Source organism: Specibacter cremeus (genome assembly GCF_003946885.1).
Classification (GTDB): Bacteria; Actinomycetota; Actinomycetes; order Actinomycetales; family Micrococcaceae; genus Specibacter; species Specibacter cremeus.
Map to the genome: position 1 here is coordinate 25,737 of NZ_RWKQ01000016.1, position 21,396 is coordinate 47,132.

Consider the following 21,396-nt stretch of genomic DNA (forward strand, 5'->3'; position numbering starts at 1 on the left):
CGGCTCGCATCGTGGTTCAGGCTGGCCACGGCGCCCCTCAGGCACCCGGTGTCGCGGCGGCGCTGAAGTAGTAGGTCAGCCGGAACTTGCCGATCTGCACCTCGTTGCCGGTCCGCAGGCGCACGGCGTCCACCCGGTCGCCGTTGACGTAGGTGCCGTTGAGGCTGCCGGCGTCGACCACCTCGAAACCGCCCTCGACCCGGTTGAACCGGGCGTGGCGGCGCGAGACGGTGACGTCGTCGAGGAAGATGTCCGCATCCGGGTGGCGGCCGGCCGTCGTGACGTCGCCGTCGAGCAGGAACCGGGCCCCGGCGTTCGGCCCGGTGTGTGCGATGAGCAGCGCGGAGCCGGCCGGCAGCGAATCGACGGCCGAGCGCTCCTCCGGCCCCAGCGGCGGGGCCAGCCGGGGCTCGACGCTCGGCGACGGCAGCTGGATCGACGTGGTGTCCGAAGCGCTCGGCTGATCCTGGGACTCGGGCGCACCGTTCTTCCCGGCGTCGTTTCCCATGTCAACCATTGGCGCTCCTCCTTGCATAGCGGGACCGCGTGCCGCGGCCCATCGTGTACTAGTCGTTGGGGGCCCCGTCGAAATCGTGACCGCGGGGCCTGTTTCCCTAGCCTACCTTTTCCTGGTAGTCCGCGGCGCTGAGCAGCGAGGCGACCGAGGCGGCGTCGGCCAGCTTGATCTCCACAAGCCAGCCCGCCCCGTACGGATCCGAGTTGATCAGGGCCGGATCGGCGTCGAGCGCCTCGTTACGGGCGATGACCTGGCCGGTCAGCGGGGCATAGATGTCGCTGACGCTCTTGGTGGACTCCACCTCGCCGACGACGGTGTCGGCCGTGACATCCGTGCCGGCGTCGGGCATCTGCACGTAGACGACGTCCCCGAGGGCGTCCTGGGCGAAGTCGGTGATACCCACGCGGACCACACCGTCGGCGTCGGGCGCACCCACCCACTCGTGCTCGGCGGTGTAGGAAAATTCTGCTGGGATATTGCTCATCGCTACCGGCCTTTCAAGGTGTGTCGCGTGTGACGAGTGATTGCTCATTAATTAGAACACGGACGGGCCGCGAGGCTACGTCCCGGCCCGCATGCATGCCATGATTCTTGCATGAGCGAAAATCCCGCCGTGCCGGGCACGCCGGTGCCACGGAAGCCCCGGCCGGCCTGGCTGCAGCGCACGATCGTCGGGGTGGCGATCGCCGCCGCCGTCGTCGTCCTGTGGGTCATCGGCTCGGCGACGCTGCCGCTGGTCTGGGCCAACTCCATCGCCGGGCAGGTGGGCGGCAACCTGGGCCTGGGCATCCCGCTGGGCATGTTCTACGGGTTCGTGTTCAGCTTCGTGCCGGTGCTGGTCGGCTGGCAGGCGCACCACAGGCGCATGAAGCGGTGGCTGCGGGTGACGATCCTGGCCGTGGCGGTCGCGTTGACCATCCCGAACCTGCTCACCCTGGCCGTGCTGAACGGGCGCGGCAACACGGCGGCCAGCGCCCGGCTCGTGTGGGCCACGCAGGCGAACTGGTTCGGCGGGTGGAGCGTCGCCTTCATGCTGGTCGGCGTGGTCCTGGCCGTGGCGGCGATCGTGTTCACGCGCATCTGGCGGCGCAACCACGCGCAGAAGCGGACGGCCCGGCTGGCCGCGAAGGCCGCGGCCAAGGCCGTCAGGGATGCCGAGAAGGCCGCGCGGAAATCGCCCCCTCCCCCGGACGCGGTGGCCTGAGATGGCCGCCCCGATCATCGTCGGCGTGTGCCGCGGCCAGTCGCCTGCCGTTGCCGCGGAGGCGGCACGGTTGGCTGGAGCGTTGGGCGCGGAGCTGGTGTGCGCCTTCGTCAACGTGGCCCGGTACGTGGTGACCGAGGACGACGACGGCAACGTCACCACCGCGTCGCTGGACCCCGACTTCGACGACTCCGAGGAGGAATTCCCGCCGGAGGTGGCCGCGGCGCTGCAGTCCCTGTTGGCTCCGACGGGCGTGTCCTGGCGGCCCGTGCTGCTCGGCGGCACCGTGGCGGATGCGCTGGCCGGCCTGGCCGCGGCCGTTTCGGCGTCGATGATCGTGGTCGGCACGCACAATGACGCCCACGGCGGGAACATGCGCGAATTCTTCCGGCATTCGGTGGCCAATGCGCTGGCGCGCCGACAGCAGCTGCCGGTGCACGTGGTGCCGACGCACGGCCACGCGGCGCACGCCGGGCACGGCAGTGGCGGCGGCGATCTCCCCCCGGCGGATCGCGGGTGAGGCCGCACCACCTGCGGTGGCGGTCGATCGGGCTCGTGGCCCTGGGCGGCGCCGCGGGCGCGGCGGCGCGCGAACTGCTCGTGCTGCTCATCCCCGCGGCCGGCGGCGTGCCCGTGCCCATCCTCGTGGCCAATGTGCTCGGCGCGTTCATCCTCGGCTACCTGTATGAGTGGCTGACCCGCGGCCGCGCGCCCGAGCCGCTGAATCGCCGGCTGCGCATGCTGCTCGGCACCGGGTTCTGCGGCGGTTTCACCACGTACAGTTCGCTGGCCGTCGGGGGCGTGCTGCTGGCCCGGGATGCGCCGTGGCCGGCCGTCGCCTACCTGGCGGGCACCGTGCTGGTCGGCGCGCTGGCCACCTGGGCCGGCATCGCCGCCGGCGCCGCGCACGGGGCACGGTCCGGGGCTGCGGCGGCCGTCCGGTGAGTTTGCCGGTCTTCCTGGCCCTGGCCGCGGCCGGCGGGGTGGGCGCGGCCGCACGGTTCATGGTCGACGGCGTCATCCGCGCCCGGTTCGTCACCGCCTACCCGTGGGCCACGACCGTCATCAACGTGACCGGGTCGTTCCTGCTCGGGCTGCTGACCGCACTTGTCACCCGCTCGCTCGTGTCCAGCGAGTGGAGCCTGGTGCTGGGCACCGGTTTCCTGGGCGGTTACACGACGTTCAGCACGGCCAGCTACGAGACGGTCCGGCTGGTGCGCGAGCGCCGGTACGCGGCAGCCCTGGGCAGCGGGCTGGGCATGCTGGCCGGCTGCGTGGCCGCCGCGGCCCTCGGTTACTGGGTGGGCGGTTCCTAGCCCCTCCTACAGCAGCGCCAGCAGGCGCGACGGCGGCACCACCCGCGCGCCCAGCCCGCCGACACGGCGGGCCAGGTCCCGGTCGGCCGTGACCACGGTGGCCGGCCCATCCCCGGCATGGACCAGTTCCACGATGGCGCCGTCGCCGTCGGCCGGCGCACGCACCACCCGGACGACGCCGTCGTCCGCCACCGCCTTCGCCTGCCCCTCCACGACCAACGCGACCACCGGCCGCCACCGGTCATGCGCCAATCCGAGCAGGGCGGCGGGCACACCGGTGGTGGCGAGGATCCGCAACCTCTCCAGCAGGCGGTTCGTGGCGCCCACACGGTCGCGCCACCAGCCGTCGGGGCGTGCGCCGACCACGTTCGCGGCGTCGACGATGAGCCGCGGCCGGATGTCCAGGGCGGCGCGCAGCGAGGGCCAGCGCGCGGCGAACCCGGGGTGCAGCGGGAGATGGTCGACGGCGGCGGCCGGCACCCAGCGCAACTCCAGGCTCTCCGCGTCCCCGATGACGGGGGTGAACGCCTCCGTCGCCGCGGCGACGACCGTCGTGTACGACCACCAGCCCAGGTCCATCACGGACTCGAAGCGCGGCTCGACGGCAGCGGCCGGGACGCCGGCCTCCTCGTTGGCCTCACGCAGCGCGCCGTCGGCGGCGGACTCCCCCTCGTGCCGGGCGCCGCCGGGCAGGCCCCACGTGCCGCCGAAATGGCTCCATTCGGCGCGGTGCTGCAGCAGGATGCCGGCAACCGGGTGGGCCACGAGCAGCCCGGCGGCGCCGAACATGCCCCAATAGCGGCGCCCGTCCGGGCCCTCGACCCAGGCGTCGCCGCTGCCGTGCGGCCGCCGGGCAAGGTGCATGGTCTGCTTCGGTGTATCGGTCACCGTTACAGCATGGCACGCTGTGGCCCGGGACCGGGCGTCCGTCACCGCGATCCTGGCCGCCTGCCTGCGGGAGTGAACGCTGGTCGAGCTCGTCGAGACCCCGCTGGTCGAGCTCGTCGAGACCCCGTGATTTCGACAGGCTCAATCACCGGTGGTCGCCCCATGCACACTGGCCGGCACTCGCATGGATGGCCCGTTTCCCCAGGTGATGCAGATTTCGACGCGAAAACCTGCATCACCTGGGGAATTAAACTCGGAGTTCGCGGTTCAGTGGCCACATGCCGGCGTGGATGCAATGGCGGCGACGCGCGGCACCGAGGCGAGCGCCGCCGTCGTTCGTCATGCCGGCCTCCGCGCCCGCGCGGCGAGCCGGTCGACCACCTCGATGACGAGCACGGCGGCGAGGCCGGCGGCGACGGTCGCGCCAACGCGCTCGGCCGCGATCGCCAGGCCGGAGGCCCGATCCGAGAACGACGCCAGAACCAGGGCCCCGGTCAGGCTGGCCGCGTACAACCAATACGGCCTGGACAGGCTGGTGACGACGGTGAGGATCAGGAAGACGACACCGAAAACCCGCAGTACCAGGGGTACCGGCACCACCTCGATGAGTACGGCCGCCGCCACACCGCCTGCCATGGTCCCGCCGACGCGCTCCCAGATGCGCCGTCGCGACTCGCCATGTGTGGGCATGAGGACGACGAACAACGTGAGTACCAGCCAGTAGGCCCGCGTGCCGGGAATGTATGACACCGCCACCCACGTGCCCAGGCACACCAGGACCACCAGTTCGGTGCCGTAGACGACCGCCTCTCCGGTGCTCGCGCAGTCGAACCGCGCAGTCCCCGGAGCCCTGATCGTGGCCGCCGTGACCGCGGCGCCCCACAGTCCGCCGACCAGGAAAAACGCGGCCACGAGGAGTGCGACGGCCAGTGATCCGTGGGCGGCCACCGAGCCCTGCGCGCCGATGTATTCCGGCGACGAGATGACGACGATCGACATGACGATGGCCACCAGGGTGGCCACCGGATTCCAGCCGTAGTGGGCGGACGCGGCCACCGCCGCCGCGGCGAGCCCCATCACGACGACGGCGCTGGCGGGGCCGCTGCCGGCAAGTAGTCCGACGACGACGGCAGCTGCGGTGATCAGGGCGACCGGGAATCCGGCACGCGGCCTCATCCGGCCGGCCGTCACGGCGGGCAGGAGGCCAAGGATCAGCCACCCGACGCCCTGCGACAACGGGGAAAGCAGGCACGCGACGACGGGGGCCAGCAACGCGACGAGGAGCACGGCCATGCGCACCGGCGGGCGCGTCCACGTCCGGCGCAGCTTCGGCAGCATCCCCTCCACGTGCGCGAGTCTACCCACCCTAGGTTCGGATTCCGTAGTCGCTTTGGGTGGTCGAGTCTGTCGGACCTCTCGGTGGTCGAGCCTGTCGAAACCCCCGGTGGTCGAGCTCGTCGAAACCAGGGATTTCGGCAGGCTCAATCACCGGTGGTCGAGCCCGTCGAGACCCCCCGGTGGTCGAAACGAGCCCCGGCGGCCGGGAATGACCTCACGTTTCCGGACGACGCAACGTCTACGGGGTGTTGCCCACGAAAGGAGCATCCCGATGAATCCCCTCGACTACACGACGCTGGACACGCCGATCGGACCGCTGCTGCTGGCCGCGACGGCGAAGGGCCTGGTGCGGGTCGCCTTTGAATGCGAGGACTTCGACACCGTCCTGGACACGCTCGCCACCCGGCTGGGCGCGCCGGCCGTGCACACGCCGGACCGGTTGGATGCTGCCGCCCGGCAGGTTGCCGAGTACTTCGCCGGCACCCGGGCGGCGTTCGAGCTGCCGCTGGACTTCGCGTTGTCCACCGGCTTCAGGCAGGCCGTCCAACAGCACCTGACGCTGATCCCGTACGGGCGTACGAGGACGTACACGGACGTTGCCGCGGGCGTCGGCCATCCCCGTGCCATGCGCGCGGTAGGCTCGGCCTGCGCGACCAACCCGCTGCCCGTCGTCGTGCCTTGCCATCGCGTTTTGCGCACCGACGGCTCGCTGGGCGGCTACCTTGGCGGTCTCGACGCCAAGGCAGCGCTGCTGGCGTTGGAGGCGGCATGAGCGCGGCGGCCGATCCGTGGCAGACGCGTGTCGAGGACAGCATGGCCACGCTGTTGCCGCAGGTTACCGGCCCCGTGCCGTCCGCCTGCCCGTGACGTATCGGGCAGGGACGTGTTCGCGGGAGAATGGATGACCGGCGCCCGCACGCCCCGGCCAATGCACCCACGCCCCGAACCACCGGAGGAACCGCCATGAACACCCTCTTTCCCGAGGAGCTCTTCGCCCGGCCGCGGCGTGAGCTGGCCCCCGGGGCCACGTGGGTTCCCGACTGGCTCACGCTGGAGCAGCAGCGGTGGATCGCCGCGCGGTTCCACGAATGGGTGAACGGGCCGGTGCCGATCCGGGCGGCGTCGATGGGCGGGCACCAGATGAGCGTGCAGACGGTGTGCCTGGGCTGGCATTGGCGGCCCTACGAATACACCCGGGAGGCGGTCGACGTGAACGGCAACCGGGTGCTGGACTTCCCGGCCTGGATGGTCCGGCTCGGCCGTACGGCCCTGGTGGCGGCCACCGGGGACGCACACGCCGGCGACGATTACACGCCGGACACGGCGCTGGTGAACTACTACGACGATGCGGCCCGCATGGGCATGCACCAGGACCGGGACGAGCGCTCGCGTGCCCCGGTGGTGTCGTTGTCGATCGGCGACACGTGCCGGTTCAGGTTCGGCAACACTTCCAGCAGGAACAAGCCGTACCAGGACATCGACCTGGCCTCCGGGGACCTGTTCGTGTTCGGCGGCCCCAGCCGACTGGCGTTCCACGGCGTCCAGAAGGTTTACCCGGGCACGGCCCCAGAGGGCTGCGGCCTGTCCACCGGGCGGATCAACATCACCATGCGGGTCACCGGGCTCGGCGGGTAGTGCCGCTGAACGTTTGACCTACGGCGTGGCTGCTGGCCTGACGGCACCGCGATCGGCGACGTCAGGGACAACAGGACCATGGGGGATTTCGGAGAGAAAACGGGTATCGTAATAGACCCGAAGCAATTCCGAAGGAATTCCGAATGATCCAGCCTGGCCCAGCCCTTATCGACCGCACGGAGGCAAGGGCGGCTTACCTGACCGTCCGACTCGTGTCCCTGGCCGAAGTCATGCAACTCGTCTCCAAGTCACCCACGCCCGGGGTCGGCCTGGCGGGAATCCAAGCGGCCCTGAACGCCTTCGCCGGAGTTGGCGTCGCCCGTCACGCGGCCGCCTTGGGGGATCAGGTCACGCCGGTGCGGCTTGCCGCAGTCCTCACCGACGTCTTGGAGGCCATCGAGGACTCGCCGCTCCCCGACTGCGAGTGGGGAGCCATGGCCGACGTGCTGGGGGAAGACATGCTGGCGAAGCTGGTTGGAGCATCCATCACGTCGATGCACCGTTACCGGTCCCGCGACCGTTTGACCCCCGACCATATCGCAGCCAGACTTCACGTCGTGACACTGATCGTGGCGGACCTGGCCGGAAGCTACAACGACTTCGGGATTCGCCGTTGGTTCGGCAGACAGCGATCCGTGCTTTCACACCGATCACCCGCCGAACTCCTGACCGGGGATTGGAAGCCGGATGACGAGGCCACCCGACAGGTCAGGGCCCTCGCTGCCGCCCTGCTGGCTCCACTCGCGGCATGATTGCCTTCCGCCACAACGACAGTCGTTTTCCATTCCTCTGGGAAGACGCGGATCAGCCCGCTGCGCGATGGCACCGTCATGGCGAGGGACCCGTTCAATACATGGCGGACACGCCGAGCGGCGCGTGGGCCGAATTCCTGCGCCATGAAGAGATCGTGGACGAAGTCGACCTCGCGGGCGTCAGCCGGGCGATCTGGGCGATCAGGATTGACGACGAGGACTTCGCGTCCCCGGCATTGCCGGACGAGGCGATCCGGGGCGGGACCGAATCGTATGCGGCCTGCCAGGAGGAGGCGGCACGCCTACGCGGCGAAGGCGCAGTGGCCCTCCGCACCCGCTCAGCGGCTCTTCGAGACGGCGCGGCCGGGGGGTGGCGCGTTGAACTCGGCATGCGGCCCGGCGAGGACGCCGACGGACAGGTGATCGTCTTGTTTGGCGCCAGACCGCACGCCATCGGGTGGATGGTGGTTGATCGCGGGCGCCCGCCGGCGGAGCTGTTGCCGCTCGTGCGCCGGCCATAAAGCGAACGAATTTGCGCGTCAGTCCGCCGTCGCCCGCAGTGAGGGCAGGACGGCGGCCACGACCCCGCCGGCAAACGCATCGACGCGCGTCGGCGGCGGCCCGTCGTCGGCGGTGCCGCCATGGAAGCACCACAGGAACGCCTGGTGCATGCAGGCGCCGGTCAGCGCCATCGCGGCCCCCTCGATGGGTGCGGTCGCGTCAATGCGTCCTCGAACCTGCTCGGCGGCCAGGTAGCCTTTCACTCCATCGCTGATGATCTCGGGGCCGGTGCCGTGGGCGCGGACGGCATCCCGGTGCCGGGAGAGCAGGTCGGTGTCGGAGAAGATCGACATGCCGATCGGCAGCACCGTCCGGTAGAAGCCCGTCACCTCGACCACGATCAGATGAAGATTGCCGGCCACCGCCCCTGAGCCGGCAAGGCTCTCGGCACCGTCAACGACCACGCCGACCTTCGGCAGCCGTTCGGCCAGCACGGCGAGGAAAAGGTCGATCTTGTCGTTGAAATGCCTGTACAGCAGGGGCTCGGAGCATCCCGCCGCCCGGGCGATCTCCTTGGTGGTGGTGCGGGCCAGTCCCCTGGAACGCATCACGCTGAGCGCACCATCCAGGATGGCTTCACGCGTGGATTTCATGGCCTCCTCCTTGTCTGTTAGTAAATACTAACCTAGGATTAGTGAACACTAACCACGCGGCCGGGCGCTCGCCCACGAGGCGCGCCGGACCGCCCGCCATGAAGGAGATGTGATGGCATCGAGCATTTTGGTGACCGGCGGCACGGGCCGGCTTGGCACGCTGGTTGTCGGGCGCCTGCGCGCCGCCAGTGAGTCGGTGCGCGTGCTGAGCCGGCACGCGCACGGGACGGACGACGGCGGCGCGCGGGTGATCGGCGACCTCGCCACGGGTGCCGGCGTCGAGGCCGCGGTGGCCGGGATCCGGACGGTGGTGCACTGCGCCGGGAACGCCAAGGGCGACGCGGCCATGACCCGGACCCTGGTGCGGGCGGCCCAGGACGCGGGCGTGCAGCATCTGGTCTTCATCTCGGTGGTCGGCGCCGAGCGCGTTCCCGTGGTCAGCGGCGTGGATCGCGCCGTGTTCGGCTACTTCGCGGCCAAGCGCGCCGCCGAGCAGGTGGTCGCCGAATCGGGCATCCCCTACTCGACGCTTCGCGCCACGCAGTTCCAGGAGTCGATGCTGGCCGTCGTGCGGCAGATGGCGAAGTCACCCGTGATCCCGGCGCCGACGGGGACCCGGTTCCAGCCTGTGGCCGTCGACGAGGTGGCCGCCGCGCTGGTGGAGCTCGCGCTGGGTGAGCCGGCGGGTGCGGTCCCGGACCTGGGCGGTCCGCGCGCCTACCTGATGGCCGACCTCATCCGCGGTTACCTGGCCGCCACCGGCCGGCGCCGCCTGTTCCTGCCGGTGCGGTTCCCGGGCGCCGCGGCGGCGGCGATCCGGGCCGGGGCGAACCTCGTCCCTGAGCGCGCGGTCGGCAAGCAGACGTGGGAGGAGCTGCTGGCCGAACAGACGGCCGCACCCTAGGCGACGTCACTCAGAAGTGCGTCCCGCCGTCGATGCGCACCTCGGTGCCGGTGATGAATGCCCCGTCCGCGCTGGCGAGCATGGCCACCACTCCGGCGACGGATTCAGGGTCGGCGAAGCCCTGGCCCAGGGCCGGGGCGAGCTTCATGAACAGGCCCATGTCGGCGTCGTCCGGCAGGCCGGGGCCGCTGCTCTGCTTGCTCGCACCGCTGCCGTCGGTCATGCCGGAGGAGATCGACCCGGGCTGGACGGCAGTGAACCTGATGCCCTGCTTCGCGTATTCGGCCGCGAGTGCGTGCGTCATCGACTGCACACCGCCCTTGCTGGCCGCGTAGGCCGCCATGTATGGGTGGGCGAACACGGCCGACGTCGAACTGAAATTGACGACGGCGGATCCGGTGCCTCCCAGCAGGGCCGGGATGGACTCCCGGATCATGAGGAACGCGCCGACCAGATTCACGCGGAGCACCTGCTCGAACGCGTCGACGCTCGTTTCGTGGGTGTGCGACGAGCGCAGGATGCCGGCGGCGTTCACCAGGACGTCCAAGCCGCCCAGCGTGGCCACCGCGGTGGCCACGCCGTCGCGTACCGACGCCTCATCGGCGACGTTCACCTGCACGGTCGTCAGCCTGCTGCCGACGTCCCCCGCCTTGTCGACAGTGTCGGCGAGTCCGGCCTCACTCACGTCCGCGGCGACCACCCGGCCACCCTCGGCAAGCATGCGCAGCACGGTCGCCTGGCCGATTCCCGACCCGCCACCGGTGACCAGTGCGCGGCGTCCCTCGTAACGATTCATGATCTCCACCTTTCGGTTGGTTCAACATCTACACAATACGCCTATATGGCACACTCTGCCATATTGTCGATCGGTGTCATTTAAGACCGTCTCGCGTAGGCTTCCTATGTGGATGCGAATGCCCCTTCCCTGACCGCGCGCCGCAAGGCGGCGACCCAGCTCGACATCGCCCGCGCCGCAGCCCGGCTCTTCACCGAGCACGGACCTGACAGGACGACGGCCGATGACATCGCCGCCGCCGCCGGAATCGCGCTGCGGACGTTCTACCGTTATTTCCGCAGCAAGGAGGACGCCGTCGCTCCCCTGCTCAGTGTCGGCGCGGACCGCTGGCGGGCTGCGCTGGCCTCTGCCGGGCCGGCCGCCGACCCCATCGCGACCATCGAGAAGGCGATCATCAGCGCGCTCACCCCGGGGACCGCCGACGACGTCGAGGGGTTCGGTTGGACTCGCGGTCTCCTACGTGCCGGTGTGCGGGACCAGGCGCTGATGGTGGTCTGGTATCGGGTCAATCGCGAGTCGGAGGCACAACTGCTGCGTGTCATCCGGGGCCTGGCGTCCCCCGCCGCCAGTCCGCTCGCCGTCCGGCTGGCGGCCGCCGCGGCAACCGACGCCATCCGGGTTGCCCTCGAAGCATGGGCGGAGTCGGATGCCCCACTGCCCGACCCCGCGGCAACCGGTCCGGGGACGCCCGCCGACCTCGCGGTGCACTGTTTCCGGCAGCTGTCCGGTTCGATCACGCTGGCCGGGTAGGCGTGGACCCGGCCGCCACGGACCGCTTCCGCCGAGTCATTGACGCCCGGATCACGGTAACGCGCGCGCAGCTCGAGGCCGCCGCACGGCGCATCGGGGAGCTCACCGCGGCGCGGGACGGCACGGCGGAGGACGACGAGCACGATCCGGAAGGCTCGACACTGTCGCAGGACCGGGCCCTGGAGGTCGAATTGCGGGAGGGCGCGCGGCGCAGCCTGGCAGACCTCCAGGAGGCCTTGAACCGGCTGGCGGCCGGGACCTACGACGTGTGCGAGCACTGCGGCGGGCCGATCGCCTTGGCACGGCTGGAGGCCCGGCCGGAAGCCAGGCTGTGCATCGAGTGTGCCGCCCGGCGTGTCCGCCACTGACGGATGGTGTCGCTGACGTATAAGGATGTTGACGGAACGGGATGATGCAAGCCCGTCATCCCCAGCCCAAGTCAGCCTTGACCTGTTCCCACGGGATGTTTTCGCCTTCTTCGGCCATGGCCGCATCAAAGGCGGCAACGTCTTCAATTTCCTCTACCGCGGCCGGCAGGTTCTCCCTCGCAGAGCTGACACTCATTGTCGCCATTCCCTTATTGCACAATTCGGTCATCGGTTTGTACAAGACTATGGACTATGGAGAGGCGGCTATTGGGCCGGCTACGGCTCCTTGTGGGCCCGGCTGGGCTGGACCCGGGGCGGTTCACCGGGCATCTTCGGGTAGTCCGGCGGGAAGGGCAACTCCCCTAGCCCGTTCGCGACGTCCCGCTCCCACCAGCCCAGCAGTTCCTCGATGCCGCCCGGGTCGGCGGCCATGCCGGCCCACGGGTCCCCGACCGTGCGCAGCCGCTCCGGGACGGTCAGGACGGTGAAGTCCGCCGGCTTGACGTGCTCCAGTTCGTCCCAGCCCAGCGGGCAGGAAACCGGCGCGTGGGCGAGCGGGCGCGGACTGTAGGCCCCGGCCATCGTGCGGTCCCGGTTGGCCTGGTTGAAGTCGACGAACACCCGCTCGCCGCGTTCCTCCTTCCACCAGGCCGTGGTGACCCGCTCCGGCATCCGCCGCTCCAGCTCGCGGGCCGCCGCGATCACGGCGTGCCGGACGTCCAGGAACTCGTGGTCCGGCTTGATGGGCGCAAACACGTGCAGCCCGCGGTTGCCGGACGTCTTCACGAAGGAGGTCAGGCCCGCCTCGGCTAGCACCGTCCGCAGTTCCTGCGCGGCCGGGACGGCGTCGCCGAAGTCCGTGCCGGGTTGCGGGTCCAGGTCGATACGTAGCTGGTCGGGGTTGTCCGAGTTCTCGGCGAGGGACGGCCACGGGTGGAAAACCACGGTGTTCATCTGCACGGCCCAAACGGCTGCCGCCGGCTCGTCGAGGACCAGCTGCGGGTGCTTCCGGCCGCTGGGATAGACCACGGGCACCGACCGAACGAAGTCCGGCGCGCCCTTGGGCGGGTTCTTGGAGAAGAACTGGTCACCGTCGACGCCGTCGGGGAACCGTTGCAAGGTGATGGGCCGGCCGCCGTTCGCGGCCAGGAAGGCGTCGCCGACGTCCACCAGATACCTGGCCAGGTCGAGTTTCGTGATGCCGGGCTCCGGCCAGAGGACGCGATGGGGACTGGAGATCCGGATCTCGCGGTCGCCGACCGGGAGCATCACCGCTTCTGTTGCCATGGCACCAACGTAGCCGGATCCCGTCGCCACGTCTCCGGTAGCCACAGTCAGGTCCCTGACAACCACGAAGCGAACTGTTGGTCCGCGCAGGAGGTCCGTCCCGCCGTCGTGGGTACTGGGGGGCGGCCGTTCGCATACCCGCTGGTCTGCGCCGTCACCCAGGTCAGTCGGGTGACGTTGCCCGCTGCATACTGGCTCGGACGGTTTTCATGGTCAGGAACATCGTCCGGTCATCGAAGGGCGATGGAATGAAACCGAAGTGCCGGTAGAACTCTGCGGCGTTCTCATCGATCGCATGGACCAGGAGGGCTCCCACGCCCACCGATTCGGCCACTCCAGTCACGCGCAGGATGGCGTCCTGCAGCAGTGATGCGCCCAGACCGGTCCTTTGGTGTTCCTGATCGACCGCCAGCCGTCCCAGCAAGATCACGGGGATGGGGTCCGGCATGTTGCGGCGCACGGCGCCGGGTGCCACGTCAAGCTCAACCGCCGATGCGACGAGCGCGTAGTAGCCAGCCACGATCGGTTCCCCGAGCGGACACGTGACGAAGGTCCGCGACGCACCCGAGGCTTCATTCTTGTGAGCACGGTCGCGCAGCCACGAATCCAGCGCGGCATTGCCGCTGTGGAAACCAGCCCGATCATGGTCCGCCGTCAGTGGAACGGGTCGGGCGTAGCGGCTCACTTTTCGAAGACGGACGGACGTTGCATCAACGCGACCAGTTCCGCCACCGGGCGGGCTGGTACTTCGAGGTGGCTCATGAAGTCGTTCCAAGCCTGTTGTGACGCTCCAAACACGCGCCGCTCGGACAGGATTTCTTCGGCCCGCTCAGTCAAGACCTGCACGGAAAACTCCGTGACGTTGCGGCCGAGCACAGCGGCAGCCCGCTCAATCGTCTGCTTCTGGCGGGCCGTGACACGCACAGCCAGGCGTTCATCTTTCGTCACCGCACCCATACATCAAATGTACGCCCGACCGGCGTACAGCGCCATCAATCATCATTACGGTCCGCCGCGTGCGACGCAAGGCGGCGGCGCCGCCCTACCGCTCGAGCAGGATCTGCCGGAAGAAGTCCGCCAGCTCGCCGGTGGCCGTGAGCGGCAGGACGTTCGCCACGTACTGGTCCGGGCGGACCACGACGACCACGCCGTCGCGGGACAGTCCGCGCACGTCGAAGATGTCCTCGCCCGGAACGGTCCCGTAGACCTTCTCCAGGTTGGTCAGCCTGAACGGACCGACTTCAGGCTTGAAGGCCTCGGGGACGGCGTTGATGTCGATGTCCTCGTGCGGCTGCTGGTAGATGACCTTCACATCAAACCAGGCATCGGCGTCGAGCCCGCCCGGCATGGCGGCCAGTGGCGATTCCGGCGCGGCGGAGAGCCACTGCGCGAAGTCGGCGACGGGCGAGGCGGCACCGGCCGGGGACGGGTCGGCGAAGACGTAGATGCGCCACCGGCCGTCGGCCGCGGCCTGGTGGCCCAGGTGCAGCGGGTTGGTGTCGCAGACGCGGCACGCGATCGCCGACTTGAAGCGCTTGCCCAGCGGGAAGCCCGTGGCCAGCCCCTGGTGCGTGGCCTCGCCGGTGATTAGCGAGGGGGCGTACTCGGTCATGAAGCCTGCAGGGAACTCGGCGGTGCGCACGTAGAAGTCCTCCAGGTCCGACGGGCTGTCGAACTCCTCGGGCTTCTTCGCCATCATCGTGGACCATTCCTTGTCGAAGTCGATGAGGTTCTTCGCCACGACCTGGCGTTCGGCCGAGTAGGTGGAGAGCAGTGCCTCAGGGCTGCGGCCCTCGAGCACGTGGGCGAGCTTCCAGCCGATGTTGAACCCGTCCTGCATGGACACGTTCATGCCCTGGCCGGCCTTGGCGCTGTGCGTGTGGCAGGCGTCGCCGGTAATGAACACGCGCGGGGTGCGGTTGCCCAGCTGCTCCGGGAGGACGTCGTCGAACCGGTCGGTGAGGCGGTGGCCGACCTCGTACACGCTGTGCCAGGCGACGTTGCGGACGTCGAGCGTGTAGGGGTGGAGGATTTCGTTGGCCTTGGCGATGATCTGCTCGATGGTGGTGTTGCGCACGGCCCCCTTGTCGTCCTCCGCCACTTCGCCCAGATCGACGTACATGCGGAAGAGATGGCCGCCTTCGCGCGGGATCAGCAGGATGGAGCCGCCGTCGTGCGACTGGATTGCGCACTTGGTGCGGATGTCGGGGAAGTCCGTCTTGGCCAGCACGTCCATGACGCCCCAGGCGTGGTTGGCCTGGTCGCCGGCCATGGTGCAGCCGATCGAGGCGCGGACCTTGCTGCGGGCGCCGTCGCAGCCGACGACGTACTTGGCGTGCACCGTCTTCTCGGTGCCCTCGTCCGGGCCGGCGCTGCGCACGAGCGTGACCCTTACCGGGTAGTCGCCCTCCTCAGTAACGTCGAGGCCCTGGAAGTCCCAGCCGTAATCTGGGGTCAAGCGCGCGGCGGAGTTCTTGGCGACCTCGGCAAAGTAGTCGAGCACGCGGGCCTGGTTGACGATCAGGTGCTTGAACTCGCTGATGCCGGTCTCGTCGTCCTTGGCGCGGCCCCCACGGACAATGTGCGTGGGGTTCTCGGTGTCCGGGCGCCAGAACGCCATCTCGGTGATCCAGTAGGCCTCGGAGGTGATCGCCTCGGCGAAGCCGAAGGCCTGGAAGGTCTCGACACTGCGAGCCTGGATGCCGTCGGCCTGGCCGATCTCCAGGCGTCCGTCGCGGCGTTCCACGAGGCGAGTGGTGATGCCCGGGAACTGGGAGAGCTGGGCCGCCGTGAGCATGCCCGCCGGGCCCGAGCCGACGATGAGCACGTCCACCTCGTCGGGAAGCTCCTCGGGGCGGTCGATGCCCGTCCCCGCGGCCGGTTGGATGCGCGGGTCACCGGATACGTATCCGTGATGGTGGAACTGCACAGGGGTCTCCTCACTACGTTGTGGGCGGCTCGTTCACCACCGTCACTGCTTGTTCACTATTTGAACATGCAGTTCTAATAGTGCACAACTAGCATAGGTGTGCGCGCAGTCACGTGCAAGCAGGGTGTTGCAAAGGACTACGACGGTGGTGGTCGAGCCCGTCGAGACCCGGCGGTCGAGCCCGTCGAGACCCGGCGGTCGAGCCCGTCGAGACCCCGTCGTCGAGACCCGGCGGTCGAGCCCGTCGAGACCCGCTGGTCGAAACCGCAGGTACAGAGCCAGGGCGCCTGGGACGCTCAGGACGTTGCGCACCGCGCCGTAATCAACCAGCTCCGCATCATGCTCACCGCCGTGAGATCCGTGTGTGAATACGATGCCCGTGACGCCCTCGACCGCCGCCGAGGGTGTAAGGCTCTCGTGAGGTCTCCGATGACGGTGAGGGTCCCGGCGGGAAACGAAGTCACCTGGGCATCTTTGCGCACCAACGCTCTAGTCTCAAACCCCGCACGGAGCGCCCCAGCAACGGCCAGTCTGCCGACGCTCCCGGTTGCCCCGACGACCAGCACGCTGGACATGGTTGTAGGCACGAATCATCTCTCCTGACGGTTCCTGCGGAATACGGTTGCCTTCTGGGCCCCGTCGATCGGCGGGTCACGCCTCGGGGATGTCCCGGCCGAAGGCCTCTGGAGTCACGGTCTCCGGTTCCGGCCCGCCGCGCACGCCCGTGTCCAGTCCGTCGAGCGCCACGAGCTGGTCCTGGGTGAGCTCGAAGCCGAACACGTCGAAATTGGCGGCGATGCGTGCGGGGTTCACCGACTTCGGGATCGCCGAACGCCCCTCCTGCAGGTGCCAGCGCAGCATGACCTGGGCTGGCGTCTTGCCGTGCTCGGCGGCGATCTGGGCGATGACCGGGTCGTCGAAGGTGCTGCGCCCACCTCCGCGGTAGCTGGTGATGCCGCCCAGCGGCGACCACGCCTGGGTCAGGATCTGGTGCGCGGCGTTCGCCCGCTGCACGTCCGGCTGGGTGAAGTACGGGTGCAGCTCCACCTGGTTCACGGCCGGGATGACGCTCGACCGGTCCAGGAGCGCCGCGAGCACCTCCGGCATGAAGTTGCTGACCCCGATCGCGCGGACGCGTCCCTCCGAAAGGAGGGTCTCCAAGGCGCGGTAAGCCTCGACGGTCTTGTCGAACTGGGTCGGGACGGGCTGGTGCAAAAGCAGCAGGTCGATCTGGTCGACGCCGAGCTTGCCCGCGCTCTTCTTGAAGGCGTGCAACGTCTCGTCGTAGCCATAGTCGCTGATCCACACCTTGGTCTCGATGAACACCTCGGAGCGGTCCAGGCCGGAGTGCCGGATGCCGTCGCCGACCTCGCGTTCGTTGAAGTACGACGCGGCGGTGTCGATGAGGCGGTAGCCGGCGCGGAGTGCTTCTTCGACCGAGTTCGCGGTCACGTCGGGCGGGGTCTGGAAGACACCGAAGCCCAGGGCCGGCATCTCCACACCGTTGTTCAAGGTCACGTTCATGGTCATACTCCCGACTTTAGGTGTGCCGTTTGGATTGTGGGAGTGACTGGCAGTACACCCCTCGGGGCGCGGTCAGCAACCGACGTGCCGGATCGATTGTTCCGGCGAGGACATCGGGCACGAGCTCGAGGTCCCCGACGTCTGGGTGATGGATGTGCTTGACGCCGGTGCGGTGGAAGCGAACGTTGTGGGCCACCCAGCGCAACCGGAAGGCGTCCCTTCGCGTGACGAGTTCGCCGATCAGATCGGTCAGGCCCTTGTCCCGCGGGTTCTGCCCGGCGTAGCCGCGCAGCGTGGCGACGATGTCGTCGGCGCCCTGTTCCCGGTCGGGGAAGAAGTTGCGGGCCGCCGGATTGAGGAACATGAAGCGGGCGGTGTTCGACCGGTTCGCAGGGTCGTCGAGGACCGGGGCGTAGAGCGCACGCCCGAGCGTGTTGGCCGCCACGAAGTTCATCCGGCGGTCGCGCACCCAGACCGGTGCGCCGGTGAGCGCGTCGAGGAAGCGCTGTAGGCCCGGCCGGACGCTTCCGACGGCGGACCGGCTGCGGTCCGGCCGCACGGGCGAGGTCGTGCAGGTGCTCGGCCTCGGCGTCGTCGAACCGGAGGGTGCGGGCCAGGCTGTCGAGGATCTCCGGTGACACCCCGGCGAGGTCGCCGCGCTCTGGCTGACAAGATTTGAATCAGCGAACCCCTGGAAAACCCTGATCACAGCTGGTTCTTCCGAAAACTCGGATCGTCTCGATTTCCAGGCGTTGACAGAGAAGCGGGCGATTTGCTCGTTCCGAGTCCCTACGGAAGCAGTTCGAGCATCTGAGGTCGCGCCTTCATAGCGTGGATAACAAGTTCATTCCCGCTGTCAAAGACAAGAACGACGGTCTCCAGGAGACGTCCTTGCGTATCGAAACCGAGCCGCAGCTGCCTGGCGGGGCCCTGCTCGTCGAGGTCCTCAATCCAGAGCGCCCAGCTCGCAGCCTGGACCGCACCGTCGGGAAGAATCCCGTGTTTGAGCGCCGAGTCGTGAACCTTCACGCGGCCGAGGCCGCCAGTGCTTCACGGATGACCTCGGAGCGTGTCTTCCCCTCACGCGCCGCTCGCGCATCGATAGCTGCGAGCTCCTCCAGCGTGAGGCGCAGCGCCACGACCTGCGACGGCTCCGCGCCGCGCCCAGGCCGGCCACGACCCCGCTTCTTCAACGCCCCGACGTCGTACCCAGCCTCAGCCTCGGCAGCCCAGGCAGCGATCTGCTCCTCCGTGACCGGCACGCCGTTGATCGTTTCGTCCGAAGCCATGTCATTCATGTCATTAATGTAATACGAAATCGAGGGAGTGTCGAGATCGGATGTTCTTCTCTGAGTGGCAACACCCCCTCGTCTGACCGCTCCGTACGACCCGCGCCTACGCGCACCTCCAGCACCCGCGAGAAGCTCGTGAGCGGCGGCGTCGACCGGTTCAATTCGCCCCGCCTGCTCGAATGGGTCGATGCGACAATACGGCCCGGCCGCACTCGGAGGATGTACAAGAGGCAGTGCCCATAACGGACACTGCCTCCTGCCAAATCTGGTCGGAGTGACAGGATTTGAACCTGCGACCCCTTGGCCCCAGATACCCGCATCGGCCCATTTGGCCGATTCTCGGGGACTTCTGCGTGCCTCTGGGGCCGTTTGCCAGGCGTGCAACCCATGGGATGCATAGTTCTGGTCCCGGTTTGGTCCCGGCGCTTCCGGGCTCTCACTGCCAGACGGAACCCGCTACTTCTCCTTCCGACGCAGATTGACCCGAAGTTTACTCCCCGCCTTCGCGTCTCTGTCATAGCTCGAAACAGTGACACCCTCAAGACGCGCAAGGAGCATGCGGTGCTCTTGGTCGTCGGGGACTGGACAGGCTACCGTGAGCAAGCAACCTACTGCAAGTTGGTGCCAAGATCGGTGTCGGCGAGTCCAGGCGAGTACTGCTACACCATCGGGGCGGTCTGCGGCATCTTGCCACGCCTACTTCGTGGCACCCCACCGCGTTGCTCGCCGACCTTGCACCGGCCTTCCCCGACCCGGCCTACGCGCTACAGTGGTTTAGGTCTACACGTTCAATGACATCGCCGGCTGCCGGTGGTGGCGGCAGGTGTCGACCGGCGGCCAGCGGTCCCCGGAAACATCGGACAAGTGAAACGCCGACCGGAGGCGAGGACAATGACATCAACTCCGACATCGGGACGGGACCCGCGGTCCAGTCTGGACATCGGACGTGCGGCCACGCTGAAACCCATCGCGGACATCGCGGCAAAGATGGGCATCGGCGCGCATCTACTCGAGCCTTACGGTACAGGGGTGGCAAAGATCGACCTGGCAGCGATCCAGGAGCTCGCCGACCGGCCGCTGGCGAAGTACGTCGTGGTCTCCGGAATCACGCCCACACCCCTGGGGGCAGGCAAGACCACCACGACGGTTGGCCTTGGCCAGGGGCTGAATCACACCGGAAGGCAAGCCACCATCGCGATCCGCCAAGCCTCGATGGGGCCGACGCTCGGGATCAAGGGGGGTGCCGCCGGTGGCGGACACAGCCAGGTGATCCCGATGGAGCGGTTGAACCTGCACCTGACGGGGGACATACACGCCGTCACCGCCGCCCACAACCAGCTTGCCGCCATGCTGGACAACCACCTATACCGAGGCAACCCCCTGGGAATCGACCCGGCCTCGATCACGTGGCGCCGAGTGCTGGACGTCGACGACCGCTCGCTGCGGGACATCGTGGTGGGGCTTGGCCCGCGGACGAACGGCGTGACCAGGCAGACCGGTTTCGATATCACCGCCGCATCGGAATTGATGGCCACACTGGCACTGGCCACCTCGCTACGCGACTTACGCGAGCGCCTGGGGCGCGTGGTGGTTGGCTACACCTCCGGCGCCCAAGAGCCCGTAACCGCCGAGCAGCTGCGGGCAGCTGGGACGATGACGGTCCTGCTGCGCGACGCGCTCAAGCCGAACCTGCTGCAAACCATTGAGAACACCCCGGCACTGGTGCACTGTGGCCCGTTCGGGAATATCGCCACCGGCAACTCCTCGATCGTCGCCGATCTGATTGGCATTCGTGCCGGAGACTACTTGGTCACGGAAGCCGGATTCGGCGCCGACATGGGCGCAGAGCGGTTCTTCAACATTAAGTGCCGCGTCTCCGGCCTGGTGCCTGACGCCGCCGTGGTCGTCGCGACCGTACGGGCGCTGAAGTTGCACTCGGGTCGACACAAGGTCGTGGCCGGACGTCCCCTGCCGGAGGAAATGCTGGCGGAAAATCCCGACGACGTCTATGCGGGAGCGGACAATCTGCGCCGTCAAATCGCCAACATTCGGTTGCACGGCGTCACGCCCGTGGTGGCGATCAACGCGTTCTCCAGCGACTATCCCTCCGAGCATGCCGCAATCCGCGAGATCGCGGCGCAGGTCGGCGTCAGGTGCGCCCGCTCAACGCACTTCGAGGACGGCGGTGCCGGGGCCGCCGAGCTGGCCGACGCCGTGGCCGAAGCCGCCGACGAGCCGGGCGATTTCACCTACCTCTACCCTGCCGAGGCCAAGCTGCGCGAGAAGATCGAGGCGATCGCCACCCGCGTCTATGGCGCCGACGGGGTGGATTACACGCCGGCTGCCGCCTGGTCGCTGGAGCACTACGAACAGTGTGGCTGGGGAGACCTGCCGCTGTGCATGGCCAAGACGCACCTGTCGCTGTCCTCGGACCCGACGCTGCTCGGAGCCCCCACCGGATGGCGGTTGCCGATCCGGGAGGTGCGGGCCTCCGTGGGCGCAGGGTTCATCTACGCCATCTGCGGCCAGATGCAGACGATGCCCGGTCTCGGCTCCGACCCGGCCGCAGCGCATATCGACATCGACGAGAACGGGCTGACCGTCGGACTGTTCTGACACCTCACGTCGGTCAGCCTGCCCTGCGCGCCGGTGGGCAGCGTAGTCCGCGGGGATCTGGGCTGCTCACGGCGAGTGCGGGTGTCCACGTCGTCCTGAGACGTCACATGGTCGGGCGGACAGGAT

The 21,396-nt window shown here is 68.7% G+C and carries 28 protein-coding genes; 12 read left to right on the forward strand and 16 right to left on the reverse strand.

What is annotated here, in order from left to right:
- Nucleotides 1–37 precede the first annotated feature (37 nt).
- Both EJC77_RS07950 and gcvH read right to left on the reverse strand, forming a co-directional pair.
- Nucleotides 38–508: an FHA domain-containing protein gene (locus EJC77_RS07950; protein WP_125611475.1), complete on the reverse strand. Its 471-nt coding sequence runs from the start codon at nucleotides 506–508 to the stop codon at nucleotides 38–40.
- A gap of 106 nt (nucleotides 509–614) precedes the next feature.
- Nucleotides 615–1,001 (reverse strand): glycine cleavage system protein GcvH, encoded by a 387-nt coding sequence (gene gcvH, locus EJC77_RS07955; protein WP_125611374.1) that lies wholly within the window; start codon nucleotides 999–1,001, stop codon nucleotides 615–617.
- A 111-nt stretch (nucleotides 1,002–1,112) separates the two neighbouring features.
- Here gcvH and EJC77_RS07960 point away from each other — a divergent pair, with 111 nt between their 5' ends.
- The 4 genes from EJC77_RS07960 to crcB are packed head-to-tail and all read left to right on the forward strand — an operon-like array spanning nucleotide 1,113 to nucleotide 3,037.
- On the forward strand, nucleotides 1,113–1,721 hold the full coding sequence (locus EJC77_RS07960) for a hypothetical protein (RefSeq protein ID WP_125611376.1): 609 nt from the start codon (nucleotides 1,113–1,115) through the stop codon (nucleotides 1,719–1,721).
- Nucleotide 1,722: 1 nt separating this feature from the next.
- The gene (locus EJC77_RS07965; RefSeq protein WP_164520352.1) at nucleotides 1,723–2,241 is read left to right on the forward strand and encodes a universal stress protein; all 519 of its coding nucleotides are present in this window, start codon (nucleotides 1,723–1,725) and stop codon (nucleotides 2,239–2,241) included.
- Nucleotides 2,238–2,666, forward strand: a complete 429-nt coding sequence (locus tag EJC77_RS07970; RefSeq protein ID WP_125611380.1) for a fluoride efflux transporter FluC — start codon at nucleotides 2,238–2,240, stop codon at nucleotides 2,664–2,666. Before EJC77_RS07965 ends, EJC77_RS07970 begins: the two co-directional genes overlap by 4 nt.
- Nucleotides 2,663–3,037, forward strand: a complete 375-nt coding sequence (gene crcB, locus EJC77_RS07975; protein WP_125611382.1) for a fluoride efflux transporter CrcB — start codon at nucleotides 2,663–2,665, stop codon at nucleotides 3,035–3,037. The genes EJC77_RS07970 and crcB overlap by 4 nt, the downstream gene beginning before the upstream one ends.
- A gap of 6 nt (nucleotides 3,038–3,043) precedes the next feature.
- On the opposite strand, the gene EJC77_RS07980 is transcribed toward crcB, so the two are convergent.
- Together EJC77_RS07980 and EJC77_RS07985 are read right to left on the reverse strand one after the other, a co-directional pair.
- Nucleotides 3,044–3,901: an NUDIX domain-containing protein gene (locus tag EJC77_RS07980; protein WP_125611477.1), complete on the reverse strand. Its 858-nt coding sequence runs from the start codon at nucleotides 3,899–3,901 to the stop codon at nucleotides 3,044–3,046.
- 363 nt (nucleotides 3,902–4,264) lie between these two features.
- Nucleotides 4,265–5,263, reverse strand: a complete 999-nt coding sequence (locus EJC77_RS07985) for an FUSC family protein (protein ID WP_240629966.1) — start codon at nucleotides 5,261–5,263, stop codon at nucleotides 4,265–4,267.
- 271 nt (nucleotides 5,264–5,534) lie between these two features.
- On the opposite strand from EJC77_RS07985, the gene EJC77_RS07990 reads away from it, so the two are divergent.
- The 4 genes from EJC77_RS07990 to EJC77_RS08005 all read left to right on the forward strand — a co-directional run bounded on the left by EJC77_RS07990 (nucleotide 5,535) and on the right by EJC77_RS08005 (nucleotide 8,171).
- Entirely contained in the window at nucleotides 5,535–6,035 is a 501-nt protein-coding gene (locus EJC77_RS07990; RefSeq protein ID WP_240629948.1) for a methylated-DNA--[protein]-cysteine S-methyltransferase, read from the forward strand.
- A gap of 191 nt (nucleotides 6,036–6,226) precedes the next feature.
- Nucleotides 6,227–6,898: an alpha-ketoglutarate-dependent dioxygenase AlkB family protein gene (locus EJC77_RS07995; protein ID WP_125611388.1), complete on the forward strand. Its 672-nt coding sequence runs from the start codon at nucleotides 6,227–6,229 to the stop codon at nucleotides 6,896–6,898.
- A gap of 143 nt (nucleotides 6,899–7,041) precedes the next feature.
- Complete coding sequence (locus EJC77_RS08000) at nucleotides 7,042–7,650, forward strand: hypothetical protein (protein WP_125611390.1); 609 nt, start codon at nucleotides 7,042–7,044, stop codon at nucleotides 7,648–7,650.
- Nucleotides 7,647–8,171: an RES domain-containing protein gene (locus EJC77_RS08005; RefSeq protein ID WP_125611392.1), complete on the forward strand. Its 525-nt coding sequence runs from the start codon at nucleotides 7,647–7,649 to the stop codon at nucleotides 8,169–8,171. The genes EJC77_RS08000 and EJC77_RS08005 overlap by 4 nt, the downstream gene beginning before the upstream one ends.
- Before the next feature lie 18 nt (nucleotides 8,172–8,189).
- Here the strand turns inward: EJC77_RS08005 and EJC77_RS08010 are convergent, their stop codons facing one another.
- Nucleotides 8,190–8,804: a TetR/AcrR family transcriptional regulator gene (locus tag EJC77_RS08010; RefSeq protein ID WP_125611394.1), complete on the reverse strand. Its 615-nt coding sequence runs from the start codon at nucleotides 8,802–8,804 to the stop codon at nucleotides 8,190–8,192.
- Nucleotides 8,805–8,916: 112 nt separating this feature from the next.
- On the opposite strand from EJC77_RS08010, the gene EJC77_RS08015 reads away from it, so the two are divergent.
- Nucleotides 8,917–9,708, forward strand: a complete 792-nt coding sequence (locus EJC77_RS08015; RefSeq protein WP_125611396.1) for an SDR family oxidoreductase — start codon at nucleotides 8,917–8,919, stop codon at nucleotides 9,706–9,708.
- Nucleotides 9,709–9,718: 10 nt separating this feature from the next.
- Here EJC77_RS08015 and EJC77_RS08020 read toward each other — a convergent pair whose 3' ends face one another.
- On the reverse strand, nucleotides 9,719–10,504 hold the full coding sequence (locus EJC77_RS08020; RefSeq protein ID WP_125611398.1) for an SDR family NAD(P)-dependent oxidoreductase: 786 nt from the start codon (nucleotides 10,502–10,504) through the stop codon (nucleotides 9,719–9,721).
- 108 nt (nucleotides 10,505–10,612) lie between these two features.
- On the opposite strand from EJC77_RS08020, the gene EJC77_RS08025 reads away from it, so the two are divergent.
- Together EJC77_RS08025 and EJC77_RS08030 are read left to right on the forward strand one after the other, a co-directional pair.
- Complete coding sequence (locus EJC77_RS08025; protein ID WP_125611400.1) at nucleotides 10,613–11,254, forward strand: TetR/AcrR family transcriptional regulator; 642 nt, start codon at nucleotides 10,613–10,615, stop codon at nucleotides 11,252–11,254.
- A 2-nt stretch (nucleotides 11,255–11,256) separates the two neighbouring features.
- Nucleotides 11,257–11,622 carry a TraR/DksA family transcriptional regulator gene (locus EJC77_RS08030; protein WP_240629951.1) on the forward strand — a complete coding sequence of 122 codons (366 nt, stop codon included), beginning with the start codon at nucleotides 11,257–11,259 and terminating at the stop codon, nucleotides 11,620–11,622.
- Nucleotides 11,623–11,677: 55 nt separating this feature from the next.
- Here EJC77_RS08030 and EJC77_RS20995 read toward each other — a convergent pair whose 3' ends face one another.
- The 10 genes from EJC77_RS20995 to EJC77_RS08080 form a co-directional block, all read right to left on the reverse strand.
- The gene (locus EJC77_RS20995; protein WP_125611404.1) at nucleotides 11,678–11,863 is read right to left on the reverse strand and encodes a hypothetical protein; all 186 of its coding nucleotides are present in this window, start codon (nucleotides 11,861–11,863) and stop codon (nucleotides 11,678–11,680) included.
- 35 nt (nucleotides 11,864–11,898) lie between these two features.
- Complete coding sequence (gene ligD / locus EJC77_RS08040; protein WP_205786987.1) at nucleotides 11,899–12,909, reverse strand: non-homologous end-joining DNA ligase; 1,011 nt, start codon at nucleotides 12,907–12,909, stop codon at nucleotides 11,899–11,901.
- A gap of 163 nt (nucleotides 12,910–13,072) precedes the next feature.
- Complete coding sequence (locus EJC77_RS08045) at nucleotides 13,073–13,594, reverse strand: GNAT family N-acetyltransferase (RefSeq protein WP_125611406.1); 522 nt, start codon at nucleotides 13,592–13,594, stop codon at nucleotides 13,073–13,075.
- Nucleotides 13,591–13,866 carry a type II toxin-antitoxin system TacA family antitoxin gene (locus EJC77_RS08050; protein ID WP_125611408.1) on the reverse strand — a complete coding sequence of 92 codons (276 nt, stop codon included), beginning with the start codon at nucleotides 13,864–13,866 and terminating at the stop codon, nucleotides 13,591–13,593. The genes EJC77_RS08045 and EJC77_RS08050 overlap by 4 nt, the downstream gene beginning before the upstream one ends.
- 85 nt (nucleotides 13,867–13,951) lie before the next feature.
- Complete coding sequence (locus tag EJC77_RS08055) at nucleotides 13,952–15,838, reverse strand: FAD-binding monooxygenase (RefSeq protein WP_125611410.1); 1,887 nt, start codon at nucleotides 15,836–15,838, stop codon at nucleotides 13,952–13,954.
- A gap of 296 nt (nucleotides 15,839–16,134) precedes the next feature.
- Nucleotides 16,135–16,413, reverse strand: a complete 279-nt coding sequence (locus EJC77_RS21525) for an NAD(P)H-binding protein (RefSeq protein ID WP_205786989.1) — start codon at nucleotides 16,411–16,413, stop codon at nucleotides 16,135–16,137.
- 76 nt (nucleotides 16,414–16,489) lie between these two features.
- On the reverse strand, nucleotides 16,490–17,362 hold the full coding sequence (locus EJC77_RS08065) for an aldo/keto reductase (protein ID WP_205787003.1): 873 nt from the start codon (nucleotides 17,360–17,362) through the stop codon (nucleotides 16,490–16,492).
- 16 nt (nucleotides 17,363–17,378) lie between these two features.
- A complete protein-coding gene (locus EJC77_RS08070) occupies nucleotides 17,379–17,921 on the reverse strand; it encodes an MmyB family transcriptional regulator (protein ID WP_240629954.1) in 543 nt (180 codons plus the stop codon).
- 230 nt (nucleotides 17,922–18,151) lie between these two features.
- Nucleotides 18,152–18,391 (reverse strand): toxin, encoded by a 240-nt coding sequence (locus tag EJC77_RS08075; protein ID WP_125611414.1) that lies wholly within the window; start codon nucleotides 18,389–18,391, stop codon nucleotides 18,152–18,154.
- Entirely contained in the window at nucleotides 18,388–18,651 is a 264-nt protein-coding gene (locus EJC77_RS08080) for a ribbon-helix-helix domain-containing protein (RefSeq protein WP_125611481.1), read from the reverse strand. Before EJC77_RS08080 ends, EJC77_RS08075 begins: the two co-directional genes overlap by 4 nt.
- A gap of 894 nt (nucleotides 18,652–19,545) precedes the next feature.
- Here EJC77_RS08080 and EJC77_RS08085 point away from each other — a divergent pair.
- On the forward strand, nucleotides 19,546–21,270 hold the full coding sequence (locus tag EJC77_RS08085; RefSeq protein WP_125611483.1) for a formate--tetrahydrofolate ligase: 1,725 nt from the start codon (nucleotides 19,546–19,548) through the stop codon (nucleotides 21,268–21,270).
- The last annotated feature ends 126 nt before the right edge of the window (nucleotides 21,271–21,396 follow it).

Bases quoted from the DNA above. Each gene is read 5' to 3' on its own strand.
- EJC77_RS07950 (WP_125611475.1), bottom strand. From the start codon at position 508: ATGGGAAACGACGCCGGGAAGAACGGTGCGCCCGAGTCCCAGGATCAG.
- gcvH (WP_125611374.1), bottom strand. From the start codon at position 1,001: ATGAGCAATATCCCAGCAGAATTTTCCTACACCGCCGAGCACGAGTGG.
- EJC77_RS07960 (WP_125611376.1), top strand. From the start codon at position 1,113: ATGAGCGAAAATCCCGCCGTGCCGGGCACGCCGGTGCCACGGAAGCCC.
- EJC77_RS07965 (WP_164520352.1), top strand. From the start codon at position 1,723: ATGGCCGCCCCGATCATCGTCGGCGTGTGCCGCGGCCAGTCGCCTGCC.
- EJC77_RS07980 (WP_125611477.1), bottom strand. From the start codon at position 3,901: ATGCACCTTGCCCGGCGGCCGCACGGCAGCGGCGACGCCTGGGTCGAG.
- EJC77_RS07985 (WP_240629966.1), bottom strand. From the start codon at position 5,263: ATGCTGCCGAAGCTGCGCCGGACGTGGACGCGCCCGCCGGTGCGCATG.
- EJC77_RS07990 (WP_240629948.1), top strand. From the start codon at position 5,535: ATGAATCCCCTCGACTACACGACGCTGGACACGCCGATCGGACCGCTG.
- EJC77_RS07995 (WP_125611388.1), top strand. From the start codon at position 6,227: ATGAACACCCTCTTTCCCGAGGAGCTCTTCGCCCGGCCGCGGCGTGAG.
- EJC77_RS08000 (WP_125611390.1), top strand. From the start codon at position 7,042: ATGATCCAGCCTGGCCCAGCCCTTATCGACCGCACGGAGGCAAGGGCG.
- EJC77_RS08005 (WP_125611392.1), top strand. From the start codon at position 7,647: ATGATTGCCTTCCGCCACAACGACAGTCGTTTTCCATTCCTCTGGGAA.
- EJC77_RS08010 (WP_125611394.1), bottom strand. From the start codon at position 8,804: ATGAAATCCACGCGTGAAGCCATCCTGGATGGTGCGCTCAGCGTGATG.
- EJC77_RS08015 (WP_125611396.1), top strand. From the start codon at position 8,917: ATGGCATCGAGCATTTTGGTGACCGGCGGCACGGGCCGGCTTGGCACG.
- EJC77_RS08020 (WP_125611398.1), bottom strand. From the start codon at position 10,504: ATGAATCGTTACGAGGGACGCCGCGCACTGGTCACCGGTGGCGGGTCG.
- ligD (WP_205786987.1), bottom strand. From the start codon at position 12,909: ATGGCAACAGAAGCGGTGATGCTCCCGGTCGGCGACCGCGAGATCCGG.
- EJC77_RS08050 (WP_125611408.1), bottom strand. From the start codon at position 13,866: ATGGGTGCGGTGACGAAAGATGAACGCCTGGCTGTGCGTGTCACGGCC.
- EJC77_RS21525 (WP_205786989.1), bottom strand. From the start codon at position 16,413: ATGTCCAGCGTGCTGGTCGTCGGGGCAACCGGGAGCGTCGGCAGACTG.
- EJC77_RS08065 (WP_205787003.1), bottom strand. From the start codon at position 17,362: ATGAACGTGACCTTGAACAACGGTGTGGAGATGCCGGCCCTGGGCTTC.
- EJC77_RS08080 (WP_125611481.1), bottom strand. From the start codon at position 18,651: ATGGCTTCGGACGAAACGATCAACGGCGTGCCGGTCACGGAGGAGCAG.
- EJC77_RS08085 (WP_125611483.1), top strand. From the start codon at position 19,546: ATGACATCAACTCCGACATCGGGACGGGACCCGCGGTCCAGTCTGGAC.